The sequence below is a fragment of the Formosa sp. F44 genome (genome assembly GCF_056238645.1).
In genome coordinates, this window is sequence record NZ_JBWDLJ010000008.1 from 40,799 (window position 1) to 63,973 (window position 23,175).

Sequence of the window (23,175 nt, forward strand, 5' to 3'; positions counted from 1 at the left end):
AAAAAAATTATTAACTTACTTTCTCAAAATGGTAAATACATGAAAACGAAAACAACTTTTATTTTAGGGCTATTAAGTATTAGTGCAGGAGTATTCTTGCATTATTATCTTCAAAATGATGCATTCGATTTCTTTAAAGGTATTGCCTTTGGAAGTGGCATTGGTTTATTATTAACAGGACCTTTTCTTAAAAAGAAACACGCTTAAATACACGTATACTTATATCACTCACTATAAAAGGGAAGCAGTTGCTTCCCTTTTTCGATATTTAATCTAAAGCATTTTGTCACCTCCAGTGTATTCATTTAAATCAAAAAAACATCTAATACCATCCTCATTATTGCCTTAAAATTGATAAAATTACAGTTCATAAATACATGTTCAATATTTAAAATATTATCTAATGAAATATTCAAAATACGTCATACCTGGAGCCTTAATCGTATTAACCGCAATTATATTTACATCTTGCGCAACAATTCCTAAAAACGCAGAAGCTGTTAGCCCGTTTAAAAAAGAAAAATATTTGGGTAAGTGGTATGAAATTGCACGACTAGATTTTAAATTCGAAAAAAACCTAAATAACACCACTGCAAATTATTCTATTAATCCAGATGAAACCATTAAGGTTGTCAATCGAGGGTATAATTATGAAAAAGAAGAATGGACAGAAGCCGACGGAAAAGCAAAATTTGTAGATAGTGACACTATTGCAAAATTAAAAGTATCTTTCTTTGGTCCGTTTTATTCGGGATATAATGTCATTGCCTTAGCCGACGATTATAAGTATGCGCTTGTAGCCGGTAAAAATTTAGAATATCTATGGATTTTATCTCGTGAAACAACAATTCCTGAAGATATTAAACAAGAGTTTTTAAATCAAGCCAAAGCTATTGGTTATAATACCGAAGACCTTATTTGGGTAGAACACACTAAATCATAAATTTATCTTAATTTATTTCTAATTTTTTCTCATATTTATTGGGTTACAATGACATAGCTTTTTCAATTTATTATTGAAAGCGCAATTAATGTAACAACGAATCAATAAAACCAACTTTATGAAAAAATTAGTAGCAGAATTTATAGGCACCATGTGGCTTGTATTAGGCGGATGTGGTAGCGCAGTATTAGCTGCAGGATATCCGGAATTAGGAATTGGATTTGTAGGAGTCGCGATGGCTTTCGGACTAACCGTATTAACCATGGCATATGCCATAGGCCATATCTCTGGCTGTCATTTAAACCCAGCCGTCACCATCGGACTTACAGTTGGCGGACGTTTCGACAAAAAAGACGTTGTACCTTATATTATAGCGCAAGTTCTTGGAGGAATTTTAGGAGCCGGAATTTTATACCTTATCGCTTCCGGAAAAGCAGGCTTTGAGCTAGGTGGCTTTGCTGCTAACGGTTATGGCGAACACTCTCCAGATGGTTATAATATGATGTCTGCTTTAGTCACAGAAATTGTGATGACTTTCCTGTTTTTAATGATAATTTTAGGAGCTACACATTCTAAAGCGCCAAAAGGTTTTGGTGGTTTAGCCATTGGTTTAGGACTAACCCTTATCCATTTAATTAGCATTCCTGTTACAAATACCTCGGTTAACCCTGCAAGAAGTACAAGTCAAGCCTTATTTGTTGGCGACTGGGCTTTGAGTCAGTTATGGTTATTTTGGGTTGCCCCTATTGTTGGAGCAATAATAGCTGGTGTGGTTTACAAATTTATCTCTCCAGAAAAAACAGTATAGATTTTATTAAAATTTTCAGAAAAGAATCTACTTTTTAACTCACAAAGCGTTGGTTAAAAAGTAGATTCTTTATTTTTATGCCTTTCCTTCATTAAAATAGGATAGACATGGGTAAGAAAACAGATCATATAGCGCCACATATAGAAGACTTTATTAAAGAGCAGCATATCTTTTTTGTGGGAACAGCGGCCACTGAAGGGCGCGTTAATATATCTCCTAAAGGCACAGATAGTTTTAGAGTTATTAATAAAAACAAAATAGTTTGGCTTAATTTAACTGGAAGCGGTAACGAAACCGCAGCACATCTGTTACAAAACAACCGCATGACTATTATGTTTTGTGCGTTTGAAGGCAAACCTCTTATTTTAAGACTTTATGGAAATGCAACCATTTTTCACCCAAGAGACGACGCGTTTCAGAACTATAGCGATTTGTTTCCCGATGCTATTGGCTCCAGACAAATTATTGAAATGGATGTAGATTTAGTGCAAACCTCTTGTGGCTTTGGTGTGCCTTTTATGGATTTCAAAGCAGAGAGACCTACTTTAGACCAATGGGCAACACAAAAAGGACCTGAAGGTATTGCACAGTATTGGATTGATAAAAACACAAAAAGTATTGATGGTTTTGAAACTGAAATTATTAAATAATTATGAGCTATACACATATTGCTATCCACGTTACAAAAACACCAACTACTAAAGATTACATAAATTTCATCACCACCTCGGACGCCACAATTCTATCCGATTTTAAGGATAAAAAAGGTACATTTTTATCGGATGACACCTTAGACGAGTTTATAAATGATGAATTATTACATGATAAATACACCTTAACTGCAGACTCTAAAAGAAAATTATTAACGCTTTCGAGTGGGGAACGCAGAAAGGCATTATTCGATCATCTTTTAAAAGGAGACATACAGTTTTTGGTGCTTGTTAATCCGTTTGATTCTTTAGATGTTAATAATGTGACCTCGTTAAAAGAGCGCATAATTTCAATTTCAGAAAACGTTCCAATTATTCAATTTTTTAGTAGAAAGGATGAGATTCTACCCTGCGTTCAATACATTTTAGACTATAAAGATGGTGCATACACTACACTGCCTATATCCACATATTTAAATCAGGACGATAACGATGTGGTAGCACTTACAGACCCGCTTCCCAAACCCATTTCTAAACAGGTAAATGATGTCCCTGAAACATTAATAGAATTGAAGAAAGTTAATGTATCCTACAACGACAAACCAATTTTAAAAGACATTAGTTGGTCTATTAAGCAAGGTGAGTTTTGGGAATTAAAAGGGGCGAATGGCACAGGGAAATCGACTCTTGTAACGATGATGATTGGAGACAATCCTAAAGCATATGGTCAGGAGGTATATCTGTTTGGTTACAAACGTGGTTCTGGCGAAGCTGTTTGGGATATAAAACGCAACATAGGTTATTTTACGCCAAGTATGATGCATTTATTTAAAGGACAGCATACAGCTTTAAATATGGTTATTTCGGGACTAAAAGATAGTATTGGTTTATATCAGGTGCCTACAGATTTAGAAGTCAATTTAGCGAAACAATGGTTACAGTTAATAGGCTTAGACACAATAAAAGACATCAATTATTTCTACCTATCGGAAACTAATAAACGTTTAATTTTAATTTGCCGAGCGATGATTAAACACCCGCCTTTAATACTATTAGACGAACCCACTGTTGGTCTAGACGATAAGGGCGCTATGGTTTTTATACGTTTAGTTCAGAAAATTGCAAAAGAAAGTAATACAGCAGTACTTTATGTGTCGCATAAAACAGAACCCGAATTAAAACCAACACATGTTTTTGAATTAGAACACACGGACCAAGGTTCAATAAGAAAACTAACCACCGCTACTTAGAATAGCATTGTAAATGGCAGACACAATAACAAGTACGACAGCACGTATTCCTAAACGTATTTTACCCCTTATTATAATTTCTCAATTCTGTTGTACCTCGCTTTGGTTTGCTGGAAACGGCGTTATGGACGAGCTTATTAAAGTCTATCATTTAGATGCTTCTGTATTAAGTTTCCTAACCTCTTCGGTACAATTTGGTTTTATAATTGGGACATTTGTATTTGCCCTATTTACAATTGCAGATCGGTATTCCCCGTCTAAAGTTTTTATGATAAGTGCGGTACTAGCTGCTTTTTTTAATCTCGGGTTAGTCCGCCAAGGACAAACACTCACCATTTTATTACTGTTACGATTTCTAACAGGCTTCTTCCTCGCTGGGATTTATCCTGTGGGGATGAAAATCGCCGCAGATTATTACAATACAGGCTTAGGAAAAGCCTTAGGGCTTTTGGTTGGTGCATTAGTTTTAGGCACGGCATTTCCTCATCTTTTAAGCACTGTTACCCAACACTTACCATGGGAAACGGTTATTTACACCACCTCACTACTTTCTTTATTTGGAGGTGTCATTATCTTAATCTTTGTGCCCAATGGACCGTTTAGAAAACACAGTACAAAAATCGATCTTTTGGCCCTCACTAAGCTTTTTAAAAACCGAGCCTTTAAAGCTGCTGCTTATGGTTATTTTGGACATATGTGGGAATTGTATGCCTTTTGGGCATTTACTCCTATTATGATAAAAACATATAACAACCTACATCCCGAAGCCCATTTAAATATTGCGCTATATTCTTTTTTAATTATAGGAATAGGTAGTTTAGGTTGTATTATTAGCGGTTGGTTATCTACGATAAAGGGACTAAAACCATCTGCCTTTTTCATATTATTAGTCTCTGCTATATGTTGTTTAGTATCACCTTTAAGTTTTCACTTAACGTCTAGTCTGCTGTTTATCATCTTTATGATAATCTGGGGAATGTTTGTTGTAGCAGATTCTCCACTCTTTTCTACATTAGTCGCTCATAACACAGCGTCTCATGCCAAAGGTAGCGCCTTAACTATTGTAAATTGTATTGGATATGCCATTACCATAGTAAGCATACAAACCTTAGGGTTCTTACAGACTATTTTAACGCCAACATATGTGTATATCGCATTAGCTGTAGGTCCGATTTTAGGATTACTAGCTTTAAAAAACGAGCGTACACAAGTTTAGAAATAGCTCTTATTTATCCTTTTTATACACATGCGGATTTTCGACAATTCCCTTTTTAAATACTTTTCTAAGAGTCATCCGTAAGAATGAATCGACCTTTAAAATCTGATTGGTTAATTTTTGCTCAGGGCGTCCTCTAAACGTAGTAACATGAAAGGAATCTGTTGTTTGCAACGGACTGTTTGAAAAGTAATAATTAGACACACATTGTCTCGAAGCATTTGCTGTAACAGGACTTACAGAATGCCATGATTTTTTATGGGTAGCCATAACAACTAATCGGTTGCATTTAGAATGCACTATAGTCTGAGGCGATTCTAGTCCGTTTGGCCAAAGCTCTAAATGGCCACCATTATTATCGTGCCAGTCCGGGGACACGTAATACAATAGATTTAACACACGCCAACGGCTTCTGTCTTTATCATGAGAATTATCTAGATGCGGATTTAAAAACTGTCCGTTTTGCATAGCTGAAAGTCCACCAGCATATAAGTTTTCATCTGGATACAAATCATCTATACAGCAAATGTCACTGACTAATTTCACGATCGCCTGATCTTGAAAAGCATAAATAACTTCTTCTAAAATAGGATTATATTTATCCATTTGTGCGGCCACATGTTTGTATTCACGTAAGCTTTTTTTAAGAACCATCTCCTCTGCTGAAGGAAATTGATGGTGAATTTGGTCTACAACATCCTTAGGTAAAATATGATCTAAATAAAAATACCCTATTTTATCTTTTGAAGCTTCATACTGCCGTTTTAAAACGTCTTTTTCGGAGGTTAATCGTTCTAGAATTAGTTTAGACAAACTGTTTCTATCCATAGCATATTCACTCATTTTAATTCAGTTTAAACGGTCTAAAAAAATTATAGTTTGATGGCTCTTAAAGCGGATTCGCATTAAATGTATCCCCTTGAGACACATCTCCAGATTCGAATCCTTTTTTAAACCAACGCATACGTTGTGCAGAAGTACCATGTGTAAAAGAATCAGGTACCACACGACCAGTCGCTTGTTTTTGCAAACGATCGTCGCCAATAGCATTTGCCGCATTTAAAGCTTCTTCTAAATCTCCACTTTCCATCATATGCGTCATTTGCTGAGAATGGTGTGCCCATACTCCTGCAAAATAATCGGCTTGGAGCTCTAAGCGTACAGAAAATTTATTGTATTCTGTTTCGCTAAGCTGACTTCTTAACTGTTGCATTTTATCTGAAATCCCCATAATTTTCTGAACATGATGTCCAACTTCGTGAGCAATAACATAGGCTTGTGCAAAATCGCCAGGAGCATTCATTTTACGATCCATTTCATCAAAAAAGCTAAGATCTAAGTATAATTTTTCGTCTCCCGGACAATAAAAAGGCCCCGTAGCACTAGAAGCAGCACCGCAAGCAGAAGCCACAGACCCCGTAAACAGCACTAAAGTTGGTTCGCGATAATTAGTTAAAAGCTGATTCCAAACATCTTCGGTACTCGCTAAAATAGTGGTACTAAATTGGGCTAACTCTTCGTCTTTTTCGGTTGGTTGATAATTAGAAGACTCTGTTTGTATTGGTCCTCCACCTAAAAAATTACTAAATAAATTTAACGGATTATAGCCTGTTACCACAGAAAACAGCACCACAATTCCCACGACAATTAAACCCTTTTTAGAGAATAACATTTTCACTAAAGGAATTAATAGCATCGGACTTATTCCTCCAAAACCACCTCCAGATCTTGGTCCGCTTTGACCTCTTCTATCTTCTACGTTCGAACTTTGTCTTCTGCCCTGCCATTTCATAATGCACTAGTAATTTATTGGTTGGTTAATTTTTATAATTATTTTAACAAATCTACACTACCTAGTTTAGATGTACAATATAAATTTAAAAATGATTATAACTAAGAATCAGAGCTGTACAACTGTCTAGGCTTAATACCCTATAATAGATTAAAATCTAATTATTTTACGGGACCTAAAGGCATTACCACTTTTCCGTAAACTTCGTTTAATAAGGTACCAACTCCCGCGTAAATAGCAGATGCTCCGCAGAATATGCCTTCGTAACCTGTTATAGTTCCTATGAGTTCGCTCCCTGTATAGCGTCCTAAAGCCAATAAGAAAAATAAGATGGTTAAACTTCCAAAGACAACCTGAAGGGCTTTACTAATTCTTAAGGTTCCGATAAAAAACAGACCTGTAAAAATTCCCCACATAATAAAATAAGCAATCATTCCAGAAGTCGATGTGCCTTCGTAAATGTCTAATTCTGGCATTAATAATAACCCGACTAACGTGAGCCAGAAAAAACCGTACGAGATAAAGGCGGTCATTCCAAAGGCATTATTTTTTTTGGATTCTAAAATTCCAGCAACAATTTGTGCCGATCCGCCGTAGAATATCCCCATGGCTAAAATCATGGAATTTAGTTCGTAAAAACCAGCATTATGCAGGTTTAATAATACGGTTGTCATCCCAAAGGCTAGAAGCCCTAATGGACCTGGATTTGCTGAAGTGTCTTTAATAATTGTTACTGTAGAGTTTTCCATTAGTTTAGTTCGTTTTTAATATTTATATTCTGATTTTAATGTCATTTTTGTGACGCGTGTCTTTTACAACACCATTAACAATATACAATTGTAAAAGACTCATTACAGAGATAATCTCAAAAATAACGGTCAAAAATTACGAAATTTATACATATATATTATATTTAATTTAGAGTTTTTAATCAGATGAAAAAGTATATTTCCAAAAACAATAAACAGTAATGCAAAACATAAGTATTTTAGGATGTGGCTGGCTGGGTTTTCCCTTGGCAGAAGCATTAGTAGCCAAAGGATATTCGGTAAAAGGATCGACTACTACAACTGCTAAATTAACAGCTTTAGAGTCGGCTAACGTTTCACCTTATTTAATACGGAGTGACAACGACAGCATACCTTCGGAATTTCTAAACTCAGATATTTTAATCATTCTAATCACCTCGAAAGATATAGACGCTTTTAAACGGCTGATAGCACAAATAGAAACCTCATCTATCCAATCTGTAATATACATCAGTTCAACTTCGGTTTACCCGAATTCCAACAGCGTTGTTACTGAAGAAAGCCCCACAAATGATAGTCCGCTAGCTCAAATTGAAAACCTTTTTAGACATAATACCTCTTTTCAATCGACCATTATCAGGTTCGGCGGATTGTTTGGTTACCACAGAAAACCGGGAAACTTTATTCGTTCGCATAACACCATACCTAACCCAGAAGGCTTTATAAATCTTATACATCAAGACGATTGTATTGGCATATTACTGGCTATTATTGAACAAAATATCTGGAATGAGACCTTTAATGCATGTGCAGACTCGCATCCAAAACGTGCCGACTTCTACATTAAAGAAATGGCTAAAGTAGACCGTTTACATCCCATTTTAGATCCAGAATCTGAAAACACCTATAAAATAATAAGTCCAAAAAAACTCATATCTGTATTACATTATACCTTTAAATATTCTAATTTAATGGAATATTAATTCTTAAAACATCACTCATTAACTCGTCTATGCATAACCACACATTTAAATCCGTATTTCTAATCGCTGTTCTATTTCTAACACAGCTATCCTTCGCACAAGTTTATAAAGATCAATTTGCACACACCTTTTCTATCGTTGCTAAAGATGTTAACACAGGAGAAATGGCCGTTGGCGTGCAAAGCCATTGGTTTAACGTAGGAAGTATCGTCGCTTGGGGAAAATCTGGTGTTGGCGTTGTAGCTACCCAATCGTTTGTAAATCCGGCTTACGGCCCTAACGGATTGGAGTTAATGCAAAGTGGCACGTCTGCGAAAGACGCTTTACAAACCTTAGTAACACAAGATGAGGGTCGAGATTTTCGTCAGGTCGCCATGCTAGATATTAATGGTAGTGTAGACGCTTTTACAGGCGCCAATTGTGTAGCATCTGCGCACCATATTGTAGGAGATAATTTTTCTGTACAAGCAAATATGATGCTTAACGAGGCCGTTGTACCTGCCATGGAACATGCTTTTAAAGCGCATAGTAATTTACCTTTGGCCGAACGGATTGTTAAAGTATTACAAGCTGCTCAAGCAGCAGGCGGAGACATTCGTGGGAGACAATCGGCGGCATTAATTGTCGTTGGACCTAAACTGGCAGCACATGCTTGGCAAGACAAATTGGTTAATTTAAATGTTGAAGATAGCGGTGAACCTTTAGTAGAATTAGAACGCTTATTAAAAGTGCATAAGGCGTATAATTTTATGAATGAAGGCGATTTGGCTGTAGAGCATGGCGATATGGAAAAAGCTATGAACGCTTACGGCACAGCACAACGAATGTTTCCTGAAAATTTAGAGATGAAATATTGGACGGCGATTGCGATGGCCAATTCAGGACAATTAAATGATGCTTTACCTATTTTTAAATCTATTTTTGAGAAAGATAATAATTGGAGAACAATGACAGAACGTTTACCCAAGTCTGGACTATTAACGGTTTCTAAAAACGAATTAGATCGTATTTTAAAACTCTAATCTCTAAAACTACAAACTAAAAAAGCCTTTGTTATATAAGTTATAACAAAGGCTTTTTTGTTGATTAAAAGGTCTTAATACTAAAACCGCTATTCTTTAAAATTTGAAATTCCAGTTTCTAACCATTTCTGATATTCGGTAGCGTCTGGAAGATACGCCACAGGTTCGATTAATTTCTCTTCGTCGTGATCTATAATCACATAAAACGGTTGCGAATTAGATTTGTATTTTACAGTTTGTAATTCACTCCATTTCTGTCCGATATACTTTAATTTCTTTCCCGGTTTTAATTGAGATTCTACCACATCGCCTTCTTCAAGCGGACGTTTATCATCTACATACAAAGAAATCAGTACCACATCGTTTTTCAAGATGCTTAAAACTCCTGGTTCTGGCCAAACGTTTTGCTCCATCTTTCTACAATTTACACAGGCCCATCCCGTAAAATCTAACATTATAGGTTTACCCACTTGCTTTGCGTAAGCCACACCTTTGTCGTAATCGTTAAAGGCCATAATATCGTGAGGCGCTAATAAATGTGCACCATCTGGCAATTCGGCATGCGTTGCTGCACTAGCTCCTCCTCCGAGTTTAGAAAACCCGACTCCGTAAGGCGATTCGCTATATTCTTGTGGTGGCGGGAAGGCACTAATAAGATTTAAAGGTGCTCCCCAAAGCCCAGGAATCATATATATTGTAAACGACAATACGATAAGGCCTAAACTTAATCTTCCTACCGAAATATGAGACAAGGGAGAATCGTGCGGTAATTGTATTTTTCCAAACAAGTAAAATGCTAGTGTTCCGAAAATAGCAATCCAAATTGCAATAAAGACTTCACGTTCTAAAAAGTGTGTTTGTAACACCAAATCGGCTTGAGATAAAAATTTGAAAGCCAAAGCCAACTCTAAAAATCCTAAAACCACTTTAACCGTATTTAACCAGCCTCCAGATTTTGGCAAAGAATTTAACCATCCCGGGAATGCGGCAAACAAGGCAAAAGGCAAGGCTATAGCCAACGAGAATCCGAACATCCCGATTATTGGTGCTAGTCCTCCTTTAGAAGCAGATTCTACTAAAAGTGTTCCTACAATTGGTCCAGTACAAGAAAATGACACTATGGCTAAGGCTAAGGCCATAAAGAAAATTCCAACTAATCCACCTCGATCGGCTTGAGAATCGACCTTATTGGCCCAAGAATTTGGTAAAACAATTTCGAAAGCACCTAAAAATGAGGTCGCGAAAACCACTAATAATATAAAGAAAATGATATTAAACCACACATTGGTTGCCAAAGCATTTAAAGCACTTGCTCCAAAAATACCCGTTACTGCAGTTCCTAACAACACATAAATAACTATAATACTAACCCCGTAAATTACAGCATTTTTAATACCCGCTGCCTTTGTTTTACTTTGTTTGGTAAAGAAGCTCACCGTCATAGGAATCATAGGAAACACACAAGGTGTTAACAAAGCCGCAAAACCCGATAGAAAAGCAATAAAAAAGATAGACCACAATCCTTTATTAGAAGCGGCTTTCTCGGTAGCTTCAATGGTGTTCTCTAATTTTTTTTCTTGTGTATTTTCTGTAGCAGTCGCTTTAGTTCCTGCAATAGCAGACTCATCAATAACAAATTCTAATTCGACTTCTGTAGGTGGCAAACATCGCGTATCGTCGCACACCATAAACTCGACAAACCCATTTATGGTTTTAACGGGTTGAGACAACTTTACAAGCTGTACAAACTCCGACTCGCCTTCAAATAATTTAATTTTCATTTCGAAAACAGGATCATCTATAACATGTCCTTCTCCCTCGCTAGTATTCCCTTCTAAACTAAATGTTTCTTCAGAATTATCGTAAATAAAAGTTGTTGGAATGGGACCACCTTCTGGTACAAATTGAGAATACAAGTGCCACCCAATATCTACGTTGGCCGTTGAAATTAATTTATATTCGGTATCGGAAACTTTCTCTACAGTAGTCGACCATTTTACAGGATCTAAAATTTGAGAAAAAGAGGTTAAACTGAAGGTAAATAAGAGAACAAGTAAAAGATGCTTCATAATAACTGAAAAGTAAAAGAGATTTAAATGACTGGTCTTAAATAAGACCTTTTTGTATTTTCAATATGCTGCAAATATACGTCTACTACTAACAAAACACCCATTCCTTTATAAACTAATTAACGTTTAATATATTAACCAGAATAGTTTTATTGGGATTTACAGTAGCTTGTAGTACAAGATGCGGAAATGTTTAAAGTACAAAGCAAAAAAAACAGCCCTAGAGAGCTGTTTTTATTTAAGTATATAATAAAATACGTTTAGATTTTATTTCATGCCTTTCTTCTTAACACCAAAACGGTATTGTAATCCTGTCATAAGAAAACGTTGCTCATCGGATAAACTATACTCTCCTCTTAGCATCCAATGTTTATTAATCTGCATATTAAACCCCATTTGAAAGGTTACCGTTTGAAGAAGTTCTTTTTTAATTTCGTAATCTACTCTAGTTGAAAATAAACCACTTTCGTTTACTCTTTCTTCAATTGTAGTTAAGGCTTGGTTTTGAGCTTGCAGTTTAATTTTTTCAGCAGGAGTTGTACCTTCAGCATCTATAAGCTCTTGATTACTCGCAATTTTTGCATCTACCGTTTGGTTAAACGTCGCGTCTAATTCCGGAAACACTTCATCTAGCCCGATTCCACCAGCATTACCATCTGCACCAACAAAATCACGATACATAACTCCCGCATAAGGCGCTATAAAAAAATCTTTGTTTTTTTGAGATAACCCAAAACGGTATCCTCCTCTAGCCGATAAGGTTGCATATCCCACCTGATCTTTTAGCAATTCTGTATCTGTAATTGAATAATTAAAATCTGTACTCAAGAAGTAATTATTCCATCCAAAAACTAAAGTCGCACCTATACCGTATGTTCTGGCATCAAACTCTACTTCCGATGAAAATTCTGGCAACTGCAAAATAATTTCTCCTGTTGCATCTTTCCATGTTGGCTGTAGTGCCACTTGCGTTCCTCCTGTTACCGAAGACATTAACCCATAAACACTAAGAAAAGGTAATACCCAAGCATCTGCTCTAAAGTTCAAACCATTTGTAGTCGCACTTACCTGAGTAAAATTTAGAGTTTCTACATTTAAAACATCAGAGAAATCTCGACCTCCAATTTCCAAACCAAATTCAGTAATCTCTAAATCCATGTACACGTTAACATAGTTTAAGTTTACACCAAAAGGCAACTGAAGTTGATCTCCATACCCTTTATCGGTAACTTTTTGCCCCCAAACCGGTAAGACATAAGGGTATATTATAGAATCTTGTTCTTGAGGTGCCATTTCTTGTGCTGTCGCTTGAAAAGGCAAACTAAAAATTACTGCTAATAACAGGATGGAAAGTTGTTTCATTCTGGTTTAAAAATTAATTAATTGGCTTATTATTTTTCTTTCACGTCAATATATTTAATAACCGTTTTCCCAATTTTACCATTATATGAAAATGGGGCTTGATCAAAATATTCCAAAGCTACTGGCGAGTCTAAATCGGTTCCAATATCGAAGGTTGCGTTAGATGTAAAGTGTAAAGACATAGCACGTGGCACACGTTTCTGAGCGACTTGTTTCCCATTAACTTTAAGTGTTACATCCATAGCTCCTCCTATTTTATCAACTAATTTAGACTCTACGACGACTACTATTTCACCCTCTGGCAGTTTAGATTCTGACTTTATTTTGGTTCTTTCGATTTCAAATAAATTGAACTCGAAATTTAAATAACCATCCTTTATAAAACAAGTAACTCCTCCACTAAATCCTGCTAAAGCGTATAACACACCATTTGCATCTTTTGGCACATGTAAATTCATAGTCACTAAACTACTCAACTTACCTAGTTTAGGCGCCGCAGATTCCGGCATACGTGTTAATGGCACATCAAAGACCCATTCCGTTAATGGCGATGCAGGGGCATCTTCTGGATGAAAAATTGCCGTGGCCCACAATCCACCTCCAACAGGTAAATTTTTATATTTTGTCGATTCAGAGATAAAAAGCATTTTCATTTCTTCTAACTTCTCTGGATTTTCCTTTGATAAATCAGTAGACTGACTCCAATCCTCATCTAAATTATAAAGCTCCCAAGTATCATTCATAGGATTCCAAGTTCTAGCACCTTTAGGAATACCTCCTACCCATGGTTTTCTTAACCCCATAGTACTTGCCATCCAACCACCACTATAAATACCACGGCTAGCCATAATATCGAAAAACTGTGTTTTATGAGTTCCTTTTACGGTAGCATCATGAAATGAATATACCATACTCACCCCATCCATATCGACTTGTTCAAAACCGTTTACAACTTCCGGTTCTGCAATATCTAATATATCATACACTGTTGGTACAATATCAATAACGTGATGAAACTGTGGTCTTGGTGTTTTATCGTGTTTAATGGTTTTTGGCCACGACACGGCCATTGGCTGACGTGTACCTCCAAAATATCCACCAACTAATTTTGTTCCTTTATATGGTGTTGAGCCTGCCCATGCCCAACCGGCATGAAACATATTATCTGTTTTATTAGTTCCTAAAACGTCTAAACCACCAAGTTCATTTAAAGCTTCTATATGTTCTGAAATCTTAGTTGGAATCGCGTTCTGAGCTAATTGTTCTGAAATTGTACCATGTAATCCTTCTGAAGACGACCCATTATCTCCCCAAATGTAAAATACTAAAGTATTATCTAACTCTCCCATAGCTTCAATTTGATCAATTACACGACCAGCATGATAATCTGCGTGCTCTGCAAATCCAGCCCAAACTTCCATTAATCTTCTTTGAAATGGTTTTTCAGATTCAGGAATAGATGCCCACGATGCCATAGTTTCGTCGCGTGGCGTTAATTTTGTGTTCTGCGGAATCCATCCTAATTTCTTTTGACGGTTAAAAACGCGTTCGCGATACGCATCCCATCCATCATCAAATTTTCCTTTGTATTTATCCGCCCATTCTTGAGGAACTTGGTGAGGTCCGTGTGCTGCTCCTGGTGCCCAATACACAAAAAACGGCTTCTCTGGAGCATATGTTTTTTGCTCTTGTAACCACTTAATGGTTTTATTCGCTAAGTCTTCAGATAAATGATATTCTTCTTCACGTTCCTCTGTAACGTAAGTTGTATTATGTACTAAAGTAGGTTCGTATTGCGATGCTTCTCCGGCTAAAAAACCGTAAAATTCTTCGAAACCATATCCTGTTGGCCAAAAATCGAATGGTCCTTTATTAGTAATTTGATCTTCTGGTGTATTGTGCCATTTTCCAAACGCAGCGGTATTATATCCATAAGCTTTTAAAACTTCGGCCATAGTGGCTGCGGTTTTAGGAATAACCCCGCTAAAACCATCAAAATCGTTTGCTAATGCTGCGATTTGTCCATTTCCTACTCCAGTATGATTTCTTCCTGTAAGCAAAGATGCTCGTGTTGGCGAACACATGGCTGTTGAATGAAAACGATTATAAGACACTCCAAGATCTGCGACACGACTTAACGTTGGGGCATTAATTTCTCCGCCATATGTCGATGCTGTTCCCGGCCCAATATCGTCCATTAAAATGATTAAGATATTTGGTGCATCGGCAGGTAAATGTTTTGCTTCAGGTCTTTTTTTATAAGTTGAGGTTTCCATGGTTAATCCCGGTTTCGAAGCCGACGGCGTTGGTGGAAATGGTAAAATTTGCTGTGCTGTAACGGCACCTCCCAAAACCATTAACACGAAACATAATATATGTTTTGATTTCATAATAGCGTAAGTTTAATTTTTAGTTTATGAGTTATTTATTTTGTTTCATTTTTGCAAGCATCTCGCGATCGGATTTAGATGGAATGGTCATGGTTGCTAAAAAGCGGAACATATGTCCGTTACTTTCATTAAACCAAATACGACCATAACTACTCTGTATTTTAATAGCGCTAGTCACGCTATATCCTAGAGAAACACCTCCTGCCAACTGATTGATTCTTTCACCTTTTGGTAAATCGTCTATTTGAGAAACCCCGCCATATTGGTAGCCTAAATCTACTGAACCCCATAGTTTTGGCATAAAATATTTAGACACATGCTGATTTAATACAAACAACGGCGTTTGCCTTTTCGTCTCTCCAGCAAAAGGATTGTTATTATTAGTGTACAGATATAAATTTGGATTTATTTCCCAATGAGCTGATGCTTTTTTGTTTTCATTTAAAGCTAAAACCATAGGTAAACCTAGACGGAATGCCCAACGATTGGCTCCTAAATTTACACGCCGACTTTGATTATATTCCCCAACAGGAGCAGTAAACCCAACAAGGGCATACATTTGAAATTTAGCACTATACTGACTAAAATCGGCTAAATCCAAAGCGGGAGCATTTAGTAATCCTACTCGTAACCACACACTAGAGTCCATGAAACCCGATTTATTGATAAATTCAAATTCATTAGGAATGTCTTCAGGAAGCCCTTCTGATAATCTCGAAATATCTGCAGTACCTGTCATACTTCCGTAGGTAGGTGTTACCAAAACTTGAGCAATACGACCGTCGATATTAAACGAATATAAAAATGGCACTATAAACGCATCTACATTAATAGTACCACTAGCCAACACCACATCCTGCGATGGTGACAAATTAGATTCTAAGTTTAAATACTGCAAATTAACAGCCATTAAATCTTTAGGAGGCATAAAAAAAGTGGTGGGTGTTTCAGCTTGAGAAAACCCTTTATTTATACTGCTAAGCACTATGGTAAAAACGACTAGCTTTAGTATTTTAAATCTCATGTAATTAATTATTTATATAAAATAAAAAAGATGAATCCAGAGACACATCTTTTTTACTGTTTCAATCTTTAATTTAATTTAATTTAACGTGGACATTTTCAATAATCCCATCAAATTTAAACGGACGCTTTTTATAGTAATCGTAAGATACTGGCGAGCCTAAATCTACGCCAACATCGAACGTTTCGGTAGCAGTAAATGCCAATGGTACGGTACGGTTTAAGGACACATTTATTACCTCATTCCCATCTACACTAATATGGACTGTTCCTGCTTGTGCCGGACCTTTCACTTGGGTATTAATCACTAGTTTATGTTTACCCTTAACAAGTGGCTGAGCACTTTGCCCTGAATAATTTTCAATAAGCAACATATTATACTCATATTTTAAGATACCATTTTCCATATAAAGGGTAATACCTCCACCAGCACCACCAACACAATACAGCACACCATTAGCTTTGTTTCCTATTTCCAAATCTACAGTTACCGTATTGTTTTCTCTACCAATACCAGGAGCATTAAATTCAGGCATACGCTGTGTGGTTTGGCTAAAATTCCATTCTTTGTAGGGTGGTTTACGAATATCTTTTGGATGTGTACGTAACCAGTTTCCTGCACCTATTGGAAAATCTTTATTATCTTCTGCTAAGGCTAAAAAGTCTTTTTTAAGAGCTTCTAATTTTTCAGGATTTTCTTTTGCTAAATCATGAGCTTGAGAAAAATCGTCGTCTAGTTTGTATAACTCCCAAACATCATTGTCCATGTCCCAATTCTTAATACGACTTACCGAAGCAGGCGTATTCCAAGGAATTAATGGACCAAAAGTAGAAGCCATCCATCCGTCTTTATAAATTGCTCGACTGGCATTATTATCGAAAAACTGTTCTTCCTTTTGTCCATTCGCCGTTGCATCATTAAAAGTATATGCTAAACTAATCCCATCCATTTTTTGTTGCTTATAGCCATGAACTTCTTCAGGGTGAGGAATCCCTAAAATTGTATATAGAGTAGGTGCAATATCTATAACGTGATGAAACTGCGTGCGTATTGCACCGTCGTGCTTAATGCCTTTTGGCCAAGAGATAGCCATGGGATTACGGGTCCCTCCAAAATAGCTTCCCATTAATTTTGTTCCTTTAAAAGGTGTACTTCCTGCCCATGCCCATCCTGCATGATACATATTATCTGTATGAGGGGAACCTAAAGCGTCGATACCACCTACTTTTTCTAGAGCAGCAATTTGTTGCTCCACGGTATTAGGAATATTGTTTTGAGCCAATAATTCTGAAATGGAACCATTCTGTCCTTCGGCACTAGAACCATTATCTCCGAAAATATAAATAACAATGGTATTCTCTTTTAAACCACGGTCTTCTAATCCGTCAAGTATTTTACCCACCTGTGTATCTGTATGTTCTACAAAACCGGCGAAAACTTCCATTAACCTAATTTGAAATGCACGCTGGTCTTCTGGAATATCTGCCCATCCGTTTAAAGTACTATCACGAGGTGTTAATGTTGTACCTTCTGGAATAATTCCCATCTCAAGCTGACGTTTAAAAACACGTTCTCTGTAGGCGTCCCAACCATCGTCGAATTTACCTTTGTATTTATCTGCCCATTCGCTAGCAACGTGCTGTGGCCCATGAACCCCTCCAGGAGCCCAGTACATAAAAAAGGGTTTATCTGGAGAAAATGCACGACTATTATCTATCCAATTCAAAGCTTGTTTTGCTAAGTCTTCGGTTAAATGATAATCCTCGTCGTGAGGCGGTTCTATATGGTCGTAATTAAGTGTTAAACGCGGTTCCCATTGAGAGGTTTCTCCACCTAAAAAACCATAAAAATGTTCGAAACCATAAGCATTTGGCCAGTGGTTTTTAGGTCCCATCATGGTTGTTTCTGTAGCTGGAGTGTTGTGCCATTTTCCGAAAGCAGATGTATGATACCCGTATTCTTTTAAAATTTCTGGAATGGTTGCAGCTGTTTTAGGAATAATTCCGGTGTAACCATCGAAAGCCACGGCGCGCTCGGCAATGGTTCCAGAACTCACACGAGTATGATTTCTCCCCGTAAGTAAGGCCGCACGTGTTGGCGAACAAATAGACGTGGTGTGAAAGGTATTGTACAACAATCCTTCTTTAGCAATTCTATCGAAGTTTGGCGTATGAATTTCACCTCCCATAGTTTCAGAAATACCGAAACCTACATCGTCTAAAAGCACTAATAATACATTCGGCGTATCTTTAGGCAAGCGTTGTGGCTCGTCCGGCCATTTCATTTTTGCATCCTTCATATTTGCTGTAGTCACGCTAGCCATAGGCGTCGCTGGGAAAGGTAATACGGCTCCGCTTGTGGTTTGATTAGTAGATATTTCTGTAGGTAGAGTCTCTTTTTTGTCGGAACACGATACTGCAAATAATACAGCAACTCCCGTTAGAAGACTTAAATAATTTTTCATAATTAGTATGGGTTAGTTGTAATTGTTGTATTAGAAATTTTCATTTAGACGTAAAAACAGCCCTTTAGAACCATAACTTCCCCATCCGTAATCAATCCCAATATTTGTTCTTGCTTTTTTACTAATGTTTACACGTAAGCCCAAACCATAACCTGGTTCTATATATTCTAATAAGCCAATGTCACTTTGTTTTGCACTTGCAGTTGTTAGGTTACCGTAGACCACCATACCTAGCAATCTGTCGTTTTTCTTAGAACCATAAAGATGTTTTCTATATTCTGCACCTAAGTATAACAGATTCTGACCACGGAAACGACCTTGAGAATACGGCTCTCCAGATTTAGAATATTGGTCCCACCCAATTGCAGGTAAATTCATATAAGGTAAATCTCCCGAAGTTGTAAGATTAGCATAAGACCAAATTGCAATAATATCGTTATTGGTTTCCTTAATATTAATGTAATCGCGATACTCTAACCACAATTGAGTTGAACTTTGGTCGCTCCCTAAAAATTCTGGATTTACTGTAAATGTAGCCATAGCATAACGTCCTTTATACGGATTGTTTACATTATCTCTTGTGTCTAACACTCCATTTAAAGATAGTCCGACTAACGAACTTTTATCTTGATCAAATCCGTAGTGCTCGTTGTAAGCGTAGAATGGCGTAATTACTGGAGTTTCGGCGTCTAGGTCTAATAGTTGGTCTTCAAATTTACTAAAGAAATCTAGGCGTAATCCTAAACCAACATAAAAGCCTTTATCACTCACTTTCTTTAAATAGGTTTGATAAAAACGGAAGAAATTGAATTCTAACATATCCGCTTCAGAATTTCCTTCTATAGAACCATCATCAAAACCAAAATCATTTGAAGCCAGTTTAGACGTTTGTGGCCCCGTTCCCAATCCCCAAGTGGGCTGAGACGATTGTAAATATCTAATATCTCCTAATGCGATAAAATTATTATCTGCTCCATAAATAGTAGATTTTAATGTGATTATAGTTTGACTTTTAGTGGTAAATGCAACACCTAATAGGGCATTAGAAATTTTTGTAGTTTCTGGTTCACCCAAAAAACCACTTACAGAGGCACCTGCCCCGTATATAAATCCAAATGCAGGATTAGCACCAATAACTGGTACTGGCGAAAAGTATATGGTCCCTTTTTCTGGTGGTGCTTCCTTCTTAGCTTTTTTAGCCGCTTTCTTAGCCTCTTTGGCTTCTTTTTTAGTAGGTTTTGTTGTGTCCTGAGCAAAAGAATTTGACGTTGCAAGACAAAATACAGTTAACACGATTACTCTTAATAGCGTTAGTTTCATAATTGGTTATTGGTTGATAGTTATTGATTAACACGTATAAAAAACATTCATTACTTCTGAAATACAAAAAACAATTCCCAATAAAGAACCTAATAATCAATTGATTAAAAAAATATCTGTCAATAAATTTCTTTTATTTTTTGAATTATCGCGATTAAAGATACTTCTATTTTAAGTTTTCCTTAACATATCAAAGATAAATTAAAAAGTTCCTTTTAAAGAAATAATTTAGATGTATATGACAAGGACTTGGTCTTTAAAGTCCATTCAATCTTAAAGATTAAAGTCACTAGCACGCCCTTTTAAATAGAAATAAAGTAATGATTGTATAAGGTTATTATCTTCTAAAACCTCCGCCTGCGCGAAAACCTCCTCCAAAATTAGATCTTGTAAACGTACCTCCACGATTTAAATCTAAGCTATGCTTATTATAGTTTCCTGGATTTCGTTTTTGGAATGATTGTTTAGTAGAATTTGAATAATGATCATTTCTATTATGATTGTTATTCATATTACCATGATGATGGTCAAAATTAGTATGATGATACACATTTTTAGTATTCACATGTATAATTATATTATTATGATATGCGAATGGAGAGAAAGGTCCCCATGGACGGAAATATGATGGGTAATACCCCCAATAAAAAGGAGAAATCCAAGGCGAATAATACGGTCCCCAGAACCAATCCATAATTAATGGATTCACTCCATATACAGGATAGATATAGTAGTTTGGTCCATAAATATTGGAATTTCCAATGACCTGAACACTCGTGTTTTCTTTCTTAACGTCTATAGTCGCAACATCCTGAAATTTATCTTTAGCCAAAACAGATTGTATTGTTATTACTTTTTCATCGCCTTTTTCAGAACTTAAAACTCTTAAGTAATCTACTTTACCGTCTTCGTTTAAATCTAAATTAGAAATTTTAGTTTCGGGATTGTTTAGTCTTTTTTCGAAATCCTCTAAATCTTTAGACTCACCAAACACAGAAGCAACAGCTTCCAAATCTAAATTATCGCTAATATCGGTGTCTTTAGCTTCTACAGTTGTAGTGGTGGTAGTTGCTGTGGTATTCTGAGTTGTTGCTGTTGTACTCGATCCACAATTAAATAATGTTAAAGCAAAGGCTAAACATAATATTGAACCTATTTTTTCTCTTATGTTTAATATTACTTTATGATTAAAAAAAGTATCGTTCAAAATTAATTCCAAATTCTGAACTTTAATTGTTTTTTGGTTACGATTCATGGTATGGTTGGTTTATATTTTAGACCAATTTATGATGCGAGCCAATATTCGAAAAGAAATGAACTATTACAAAAACACTCACAGAGTTAAAAACAACCACTACACCAGCACACCAAACATAATTAGTGTGCTGAAAATCATATATTTATAAATTTCAAAAAAGTTGAATTTAATTTACTGATAGACTATTCAGATAAGTAGAAAGGTTTACTTTTTCATTAGTTAACTCCAATTTTTTACGAAGTCTGGTACGTGAATTTTCAACCGTTTTAAAAGATTGTCCGGTTAGTTGAGAAATTTCTTTAGTGGTTAAATCCATAAATAGAAGCGCACAAAGTCTGCGATCTTTAGGAGTTAAAGTGGGGTGATGTAAAGCTAAATTTTCAAAAAAAGATTTATGAACTTGTTCGAAACTCAATTCGAATTCTTTCCAAATATCAGAATCCATATCTTTTTGAAGCTTTTGTAAAATGACATCTATGGCTTGCTGAGTTTCCTTTTTAACAGCCTTTAATTTAACTGCTTTTAAATCGGTTAAGATATGATTATAGATTTCTTTGCGATGGATTTCTGACATGGCTTTGCCAATAAGTTCCTTATTTTTTAAATCTAAATGTTGGTGTAAATCCTGATGCTTAATCTTAAGCTGTTCTTTTTCTAGCAGACTTTTAATATTTCTATTTCTATACCTAATTAATAACATTCCTAATACTAAAGTACCTAACAGAAGCATTAAACCTGCGATGTAAAGTTTAAACCGTTTCTTTTCTTCCTCTAAAGCACTTATTTTAGAACGAATTTTATAGTCCTGATCTAATTTTATACGCTCTAAATTAACAGCCTTTTCTTCTACATTTAAACTATCCCTGATTTGGTCGTAGCGTTTAAAATAGTGTACTGCGGTTTTATAATCTCCTTTACCTTCATAGGCCTTAGACAAGATATTTGCTGTATTCTGATTACTAAAACTGTATGCGTTATCCGAATTTAAATCAAGTGCCTTATTGGCGTAGTATATAGCGCTGTCATATTGTTTTTCTTGCAGACTATATTTTGAAAAAGCGCCAAATGCAAACAATTTAAAATTCTTATTGGAAGCATTTTGTGCTAACTTCATGCTTTTAGAAAAATACGCATTAGCCTGAATTGTATCTCCTTTTAAGCCATAAACGCGTCCCAAATTGGTTGTAATGTACCCTAATAAGGCATGATCGTCTAACGTACTAATTATTTGTTTTCCTTTATTAAAGTAATACAATGCAGAATCTAAATCCTCCTTTAGATATAACGTTCCAATATTATTTAAAATCTTTACAATCTTAATTGAATCGTTATTTTTTACTTGATAATCATATAATTTAAAAAAGTAATGAAGTGCCTTTTCTTTATTATTGAATTGCGCATAGATTATAGCCAAATAATGTTCAACCCTAATGGCTTCAGCTTCATGATTTTGAACTTTATAAATCTCTTGAGCTTTCAGAAAATAATCCAGAGCTATATCTAGCAAATCCTTAGAGGCATAAAGTTCTCCTTTTGCGACATAAACCGATGCTAAGTTAAATTCTGAATACTTCGTTTCTTGAGCTTCTTTTTCAGCAAAATCTAAGTATGTAATCGCCTTTTCCCAATCACTATCGGTAAGTTTCTCTGCAATTCTTTTACATAATTCTATTTTGTTTAATGGATCCTGGGTTAAGCTTAGGCTGTCAATTAAAGTTTCTGAAGATGTTTGAGCATAACCACCATTACAGTATATAAAAAAAATAAAAAAGATAATTCTGTGCATTTGTATGTCTTGAGAGAAAATCAAATTTAATTAAAATAAGGGCTTACAAGCATTAAAGGGCTACAAAAAATGCAATTAATCCATACAAC

At 35.9% G+C, this 23,175-nt stretch carries 19 protein-coding genes; 8 read left to right on the forward strand and 11 right to left on the reverse strand.

Annotation, left to right across the window (positions count from 1 at the left end; translation table 11 throughout):
- Nucleotides 1-39: 39 nt before the first annotated feature.
- The 6 genes from AC0UBM_RS17750 (at nt 40) to AC0UBM_RS17775 (ending at nt 4,867) form a co-directional block, all read left to right on the forward strand.
- Nucleotides 40-207 carry a hypothetical protein gene (locus tag AC0UBM_RS17750; RefSeq protein WP_414035105.1) on the forward strand — a complete coding sequence of 56 codons (168 nt, stop codon included), beginning with the start codon at nt 40-42 and terminating at the stop codon, nt 205-207.
- Nucleotides 208-403: 196 nt separating this feature from the next.
- On the forward strand, nt 404-943 hold the full coding sequence (locus AC0UBM_RS17755) for a lipocalin family protein (RefSeq protein WP_434036884.1): 540 nt from the start codon (nt 404-406) through the stop codon (nt 941-943).
- A gap of 100 nt (nt 944-1,043) precedes the next feature.
- Nucleotides 1,044-1,751: an aquaporin Z gene (gene aqpZ / locus AC0UBM_RS17760; RefSeq protein WP_475689562.1), complete on the forward strand. Its 708-nt coding sequence runs from the start codon at nt 1,044-1,046 to the stop codon at nt 1,749-1,751.
- A 107-nt stretch (nt 1,752-1,858) separates the two neighbouring features.
- Complete coding sequence (locus AC0UBM_RS17765; protein WP_434036885.1) at nt 1,859-2,401, forward strand: pyridoxamine 5'-phosphate oxidase family protein; 543 nt, start codon at nt 1,859-1,861, stop codon at nt 2,399-2,401.
- Between the two features lie 2 nt (nt 2,402-2,403).
- On the forward strand, nt 2,404-3,651 hold the full coding sequence (locus AC0UBM_RS17770; RefSeq protein WP_475689541.1) for an ABC transporter ATP-binding protein: 1,248 nt from the start codon (nt 2,404-2,406) through the stop codon (nt 3,649-3,651).
- 13 nt (nt 3,652-3,664) lie between these two features.
- Nucleotides 3,665-4,867: an MFS transporter gene (locus tag AC0UBM_RS17775; RefSeq protein WP_475689542.1), complete on the forward strand. Its 1,203-nt coding sequence runs from the start codon at nt 3,665-3,667 to the stop codon at nt 4,865-4,867.
- A gap of 9 nt (nt 4,868-4,876) precedes the next feature.
- On the opposite strand, the gene AC0UBM_RS17780 is transcribed toward AC0UBM_RS17775, so the two are convergent.
- The 3 genes from AC0UBM_RS17780 to AC0UBM_RS17790 all read right to left on the reverse strand — a co-directional run bounded on the left by AC0UBM_RS17780 (nt 4,877) and on the right by AC0UBM_RS17790 (nt 7,408).
- Nucleotides 4,877-5,710: a 2OG-Fe(II) oxygenase gene (locus tag AC0UBM_RS17780; protein ID WP_475689543.1), complete on the reverse strand. Its 834-nt coding sequence runs from the start codon at nt 5,708-5,710 to the stop codon at nt 4,877-4,879.
- A 46-nt stretch (nt 5,711-5,756) separates the two neighbouring features.
- Complete coding sequence (gene ypfJ, locus AC0UBM_RS17785) at nt 5,757-6,659, reverse strand: KPN_02809 family neutral zinc metallopeptidase (RefSeq protein ID WP_475689544.1); 903 nt, start codon at nt 6,657-6,659, stop codon at nt 5,757-5,759.
- 161 nt (nt 6,660-6,820) lie between these two features.
- On the reverse strand, nt 6,821-7,408 hold the full coding sequence (locus AC0UBM_RS17790; RefSeq protein ID WP_475689545.1) for an acetate uptake transporter: 588 nt from the start codon (nt 7,406-7,408) through the stop codon (nt 6,821-6,823).
- 221 nt (nt 7,409-7,629) lie between these two features.
- Between AC0UBM_RS17790 and AC0UBM_RS17795 the strand changes: the two genes are divergently transcribed.
- Together AC0UBM_RS17795 and AC0UBM_RS17800 are read left to right on the forward strand one after the other, a co-directional pair.
- Nucleotides 7,630-8,391, forward strand: coding sequence for an NAD(P)-binding domain-containing protein (locus tag AC0UBM_RS17795; RefSeq protein ID WP_475689546.1), 762 nt, complete (start codon nt 7,630-7,632; stop codon nt 8,389-8,391).
- Between the two features lie 29 nt (nt 8,392-8,420).
- Complete coding sequence (locus tag AC0UBM_RS17800; protein ID WP_475689547.1) at nt 8,421-9,413, forward strand: DUF1028 domain-containing protein; 993 nt, start codon at nt 8,421-8,423, stop codon at nt 9,411-9,413.
- 89 nt (nt 9,414-9,502) lie between these two features.
- On the opposite strand, the gene AC0UBM_RS17805 is transcribed toward AC0UBM_RS17800, so the two are convergent.
- From AC0UBM_RS17805 to AC0UBM_RS17840, 8 genes are all read right to left on the reverse strand, one after another.
- A complete protein-coding gene (locus AC0UBM_RS17805) occupies nt 9,503-11,482 on the reverse strand; it encodes a protein-disulfide reductase DsbD family protein (RefSeq protein WP_475689548.1) in 1,980 nt (659 codons plus the stop codon).
- Between the two features lie 267 nt (nt 11,483-11,749).
- Entirely contained in the window at nt 11,750-12,844 is a 1,095-nt protein-coding gene (locus AC0UBM_RS17810) for a hypothetical protein (protein WP_414035094.1), read from the reverse strand.
- 29 nt (nt 12,845-12,873) lie between these two features.
- Entirely contained in the window at nt 12,874-15,234 is a 2,361-nt protein-coding gene (locus AC0UBM_RS17815) for an arylsulfatase (protein WP_475689549.1), read from the reverse strand.
- A 31-nt stretch (nt 15,235-15,265) separates the two neighbouring features.
- Nucleotides 15,266-16,258, reverse strand: coding sequence for a transporter (locus AC0UBM_RS17820; protein WP_475689550.1), 993 nt, complete (start codon nt 16,256-16,258; stop codon nt 15,266-15,268).
- 73 nt (nt 16,259-16,331) lie between these two features.
- Entirely contained in the window at nt 16,332-18,722 is a 2,391-nt protein-coding gene (locus tag AC0UBM_RS17825) for an arylsulfatase (protein WP_475689551.1), read from the reverse strand.
- A gap of 30 nt (nt 18,723-18,752) precedes the next feature.
- Entirely contained in the window at nt 18,753-20,042 is a 1,290-nt protein-coding gene (locus tag AC0UBM_RS17830) for a BamA/TamA family outer membrane protein (RefSeq protein ID WP_475689552.1), read from the reverse strand.
- A gap of 337 nt (nt 20,043-20,379) precedes the next feature.
- The gene (locus tag AC0UBM_RS17835; protein ID WP_475689553.1) at nt 20,380-21,297 is read right to left on the reverse strand and encodes a hypothetical protein; all 918 of its coding nucleotides are present in this window, start codon (nt 21,295-21,297) and stop codon (nt 20,380-20,382) included.
- A gap of 169 nt (nt 21,298-21,466) precedes the next feature.
- A complete protein-coding gene (locus tag AC0UBM_RS17840; protein WP_475689554.1) occupies nt 21,467-23,086 on the reverse strand; it encodes a tetratricopeptide repeat protein in 1,620 nt (539 codons plus the stop codon).
- Nucleotides 23,087-23,175: the final 89 nt, after the last annotated feature.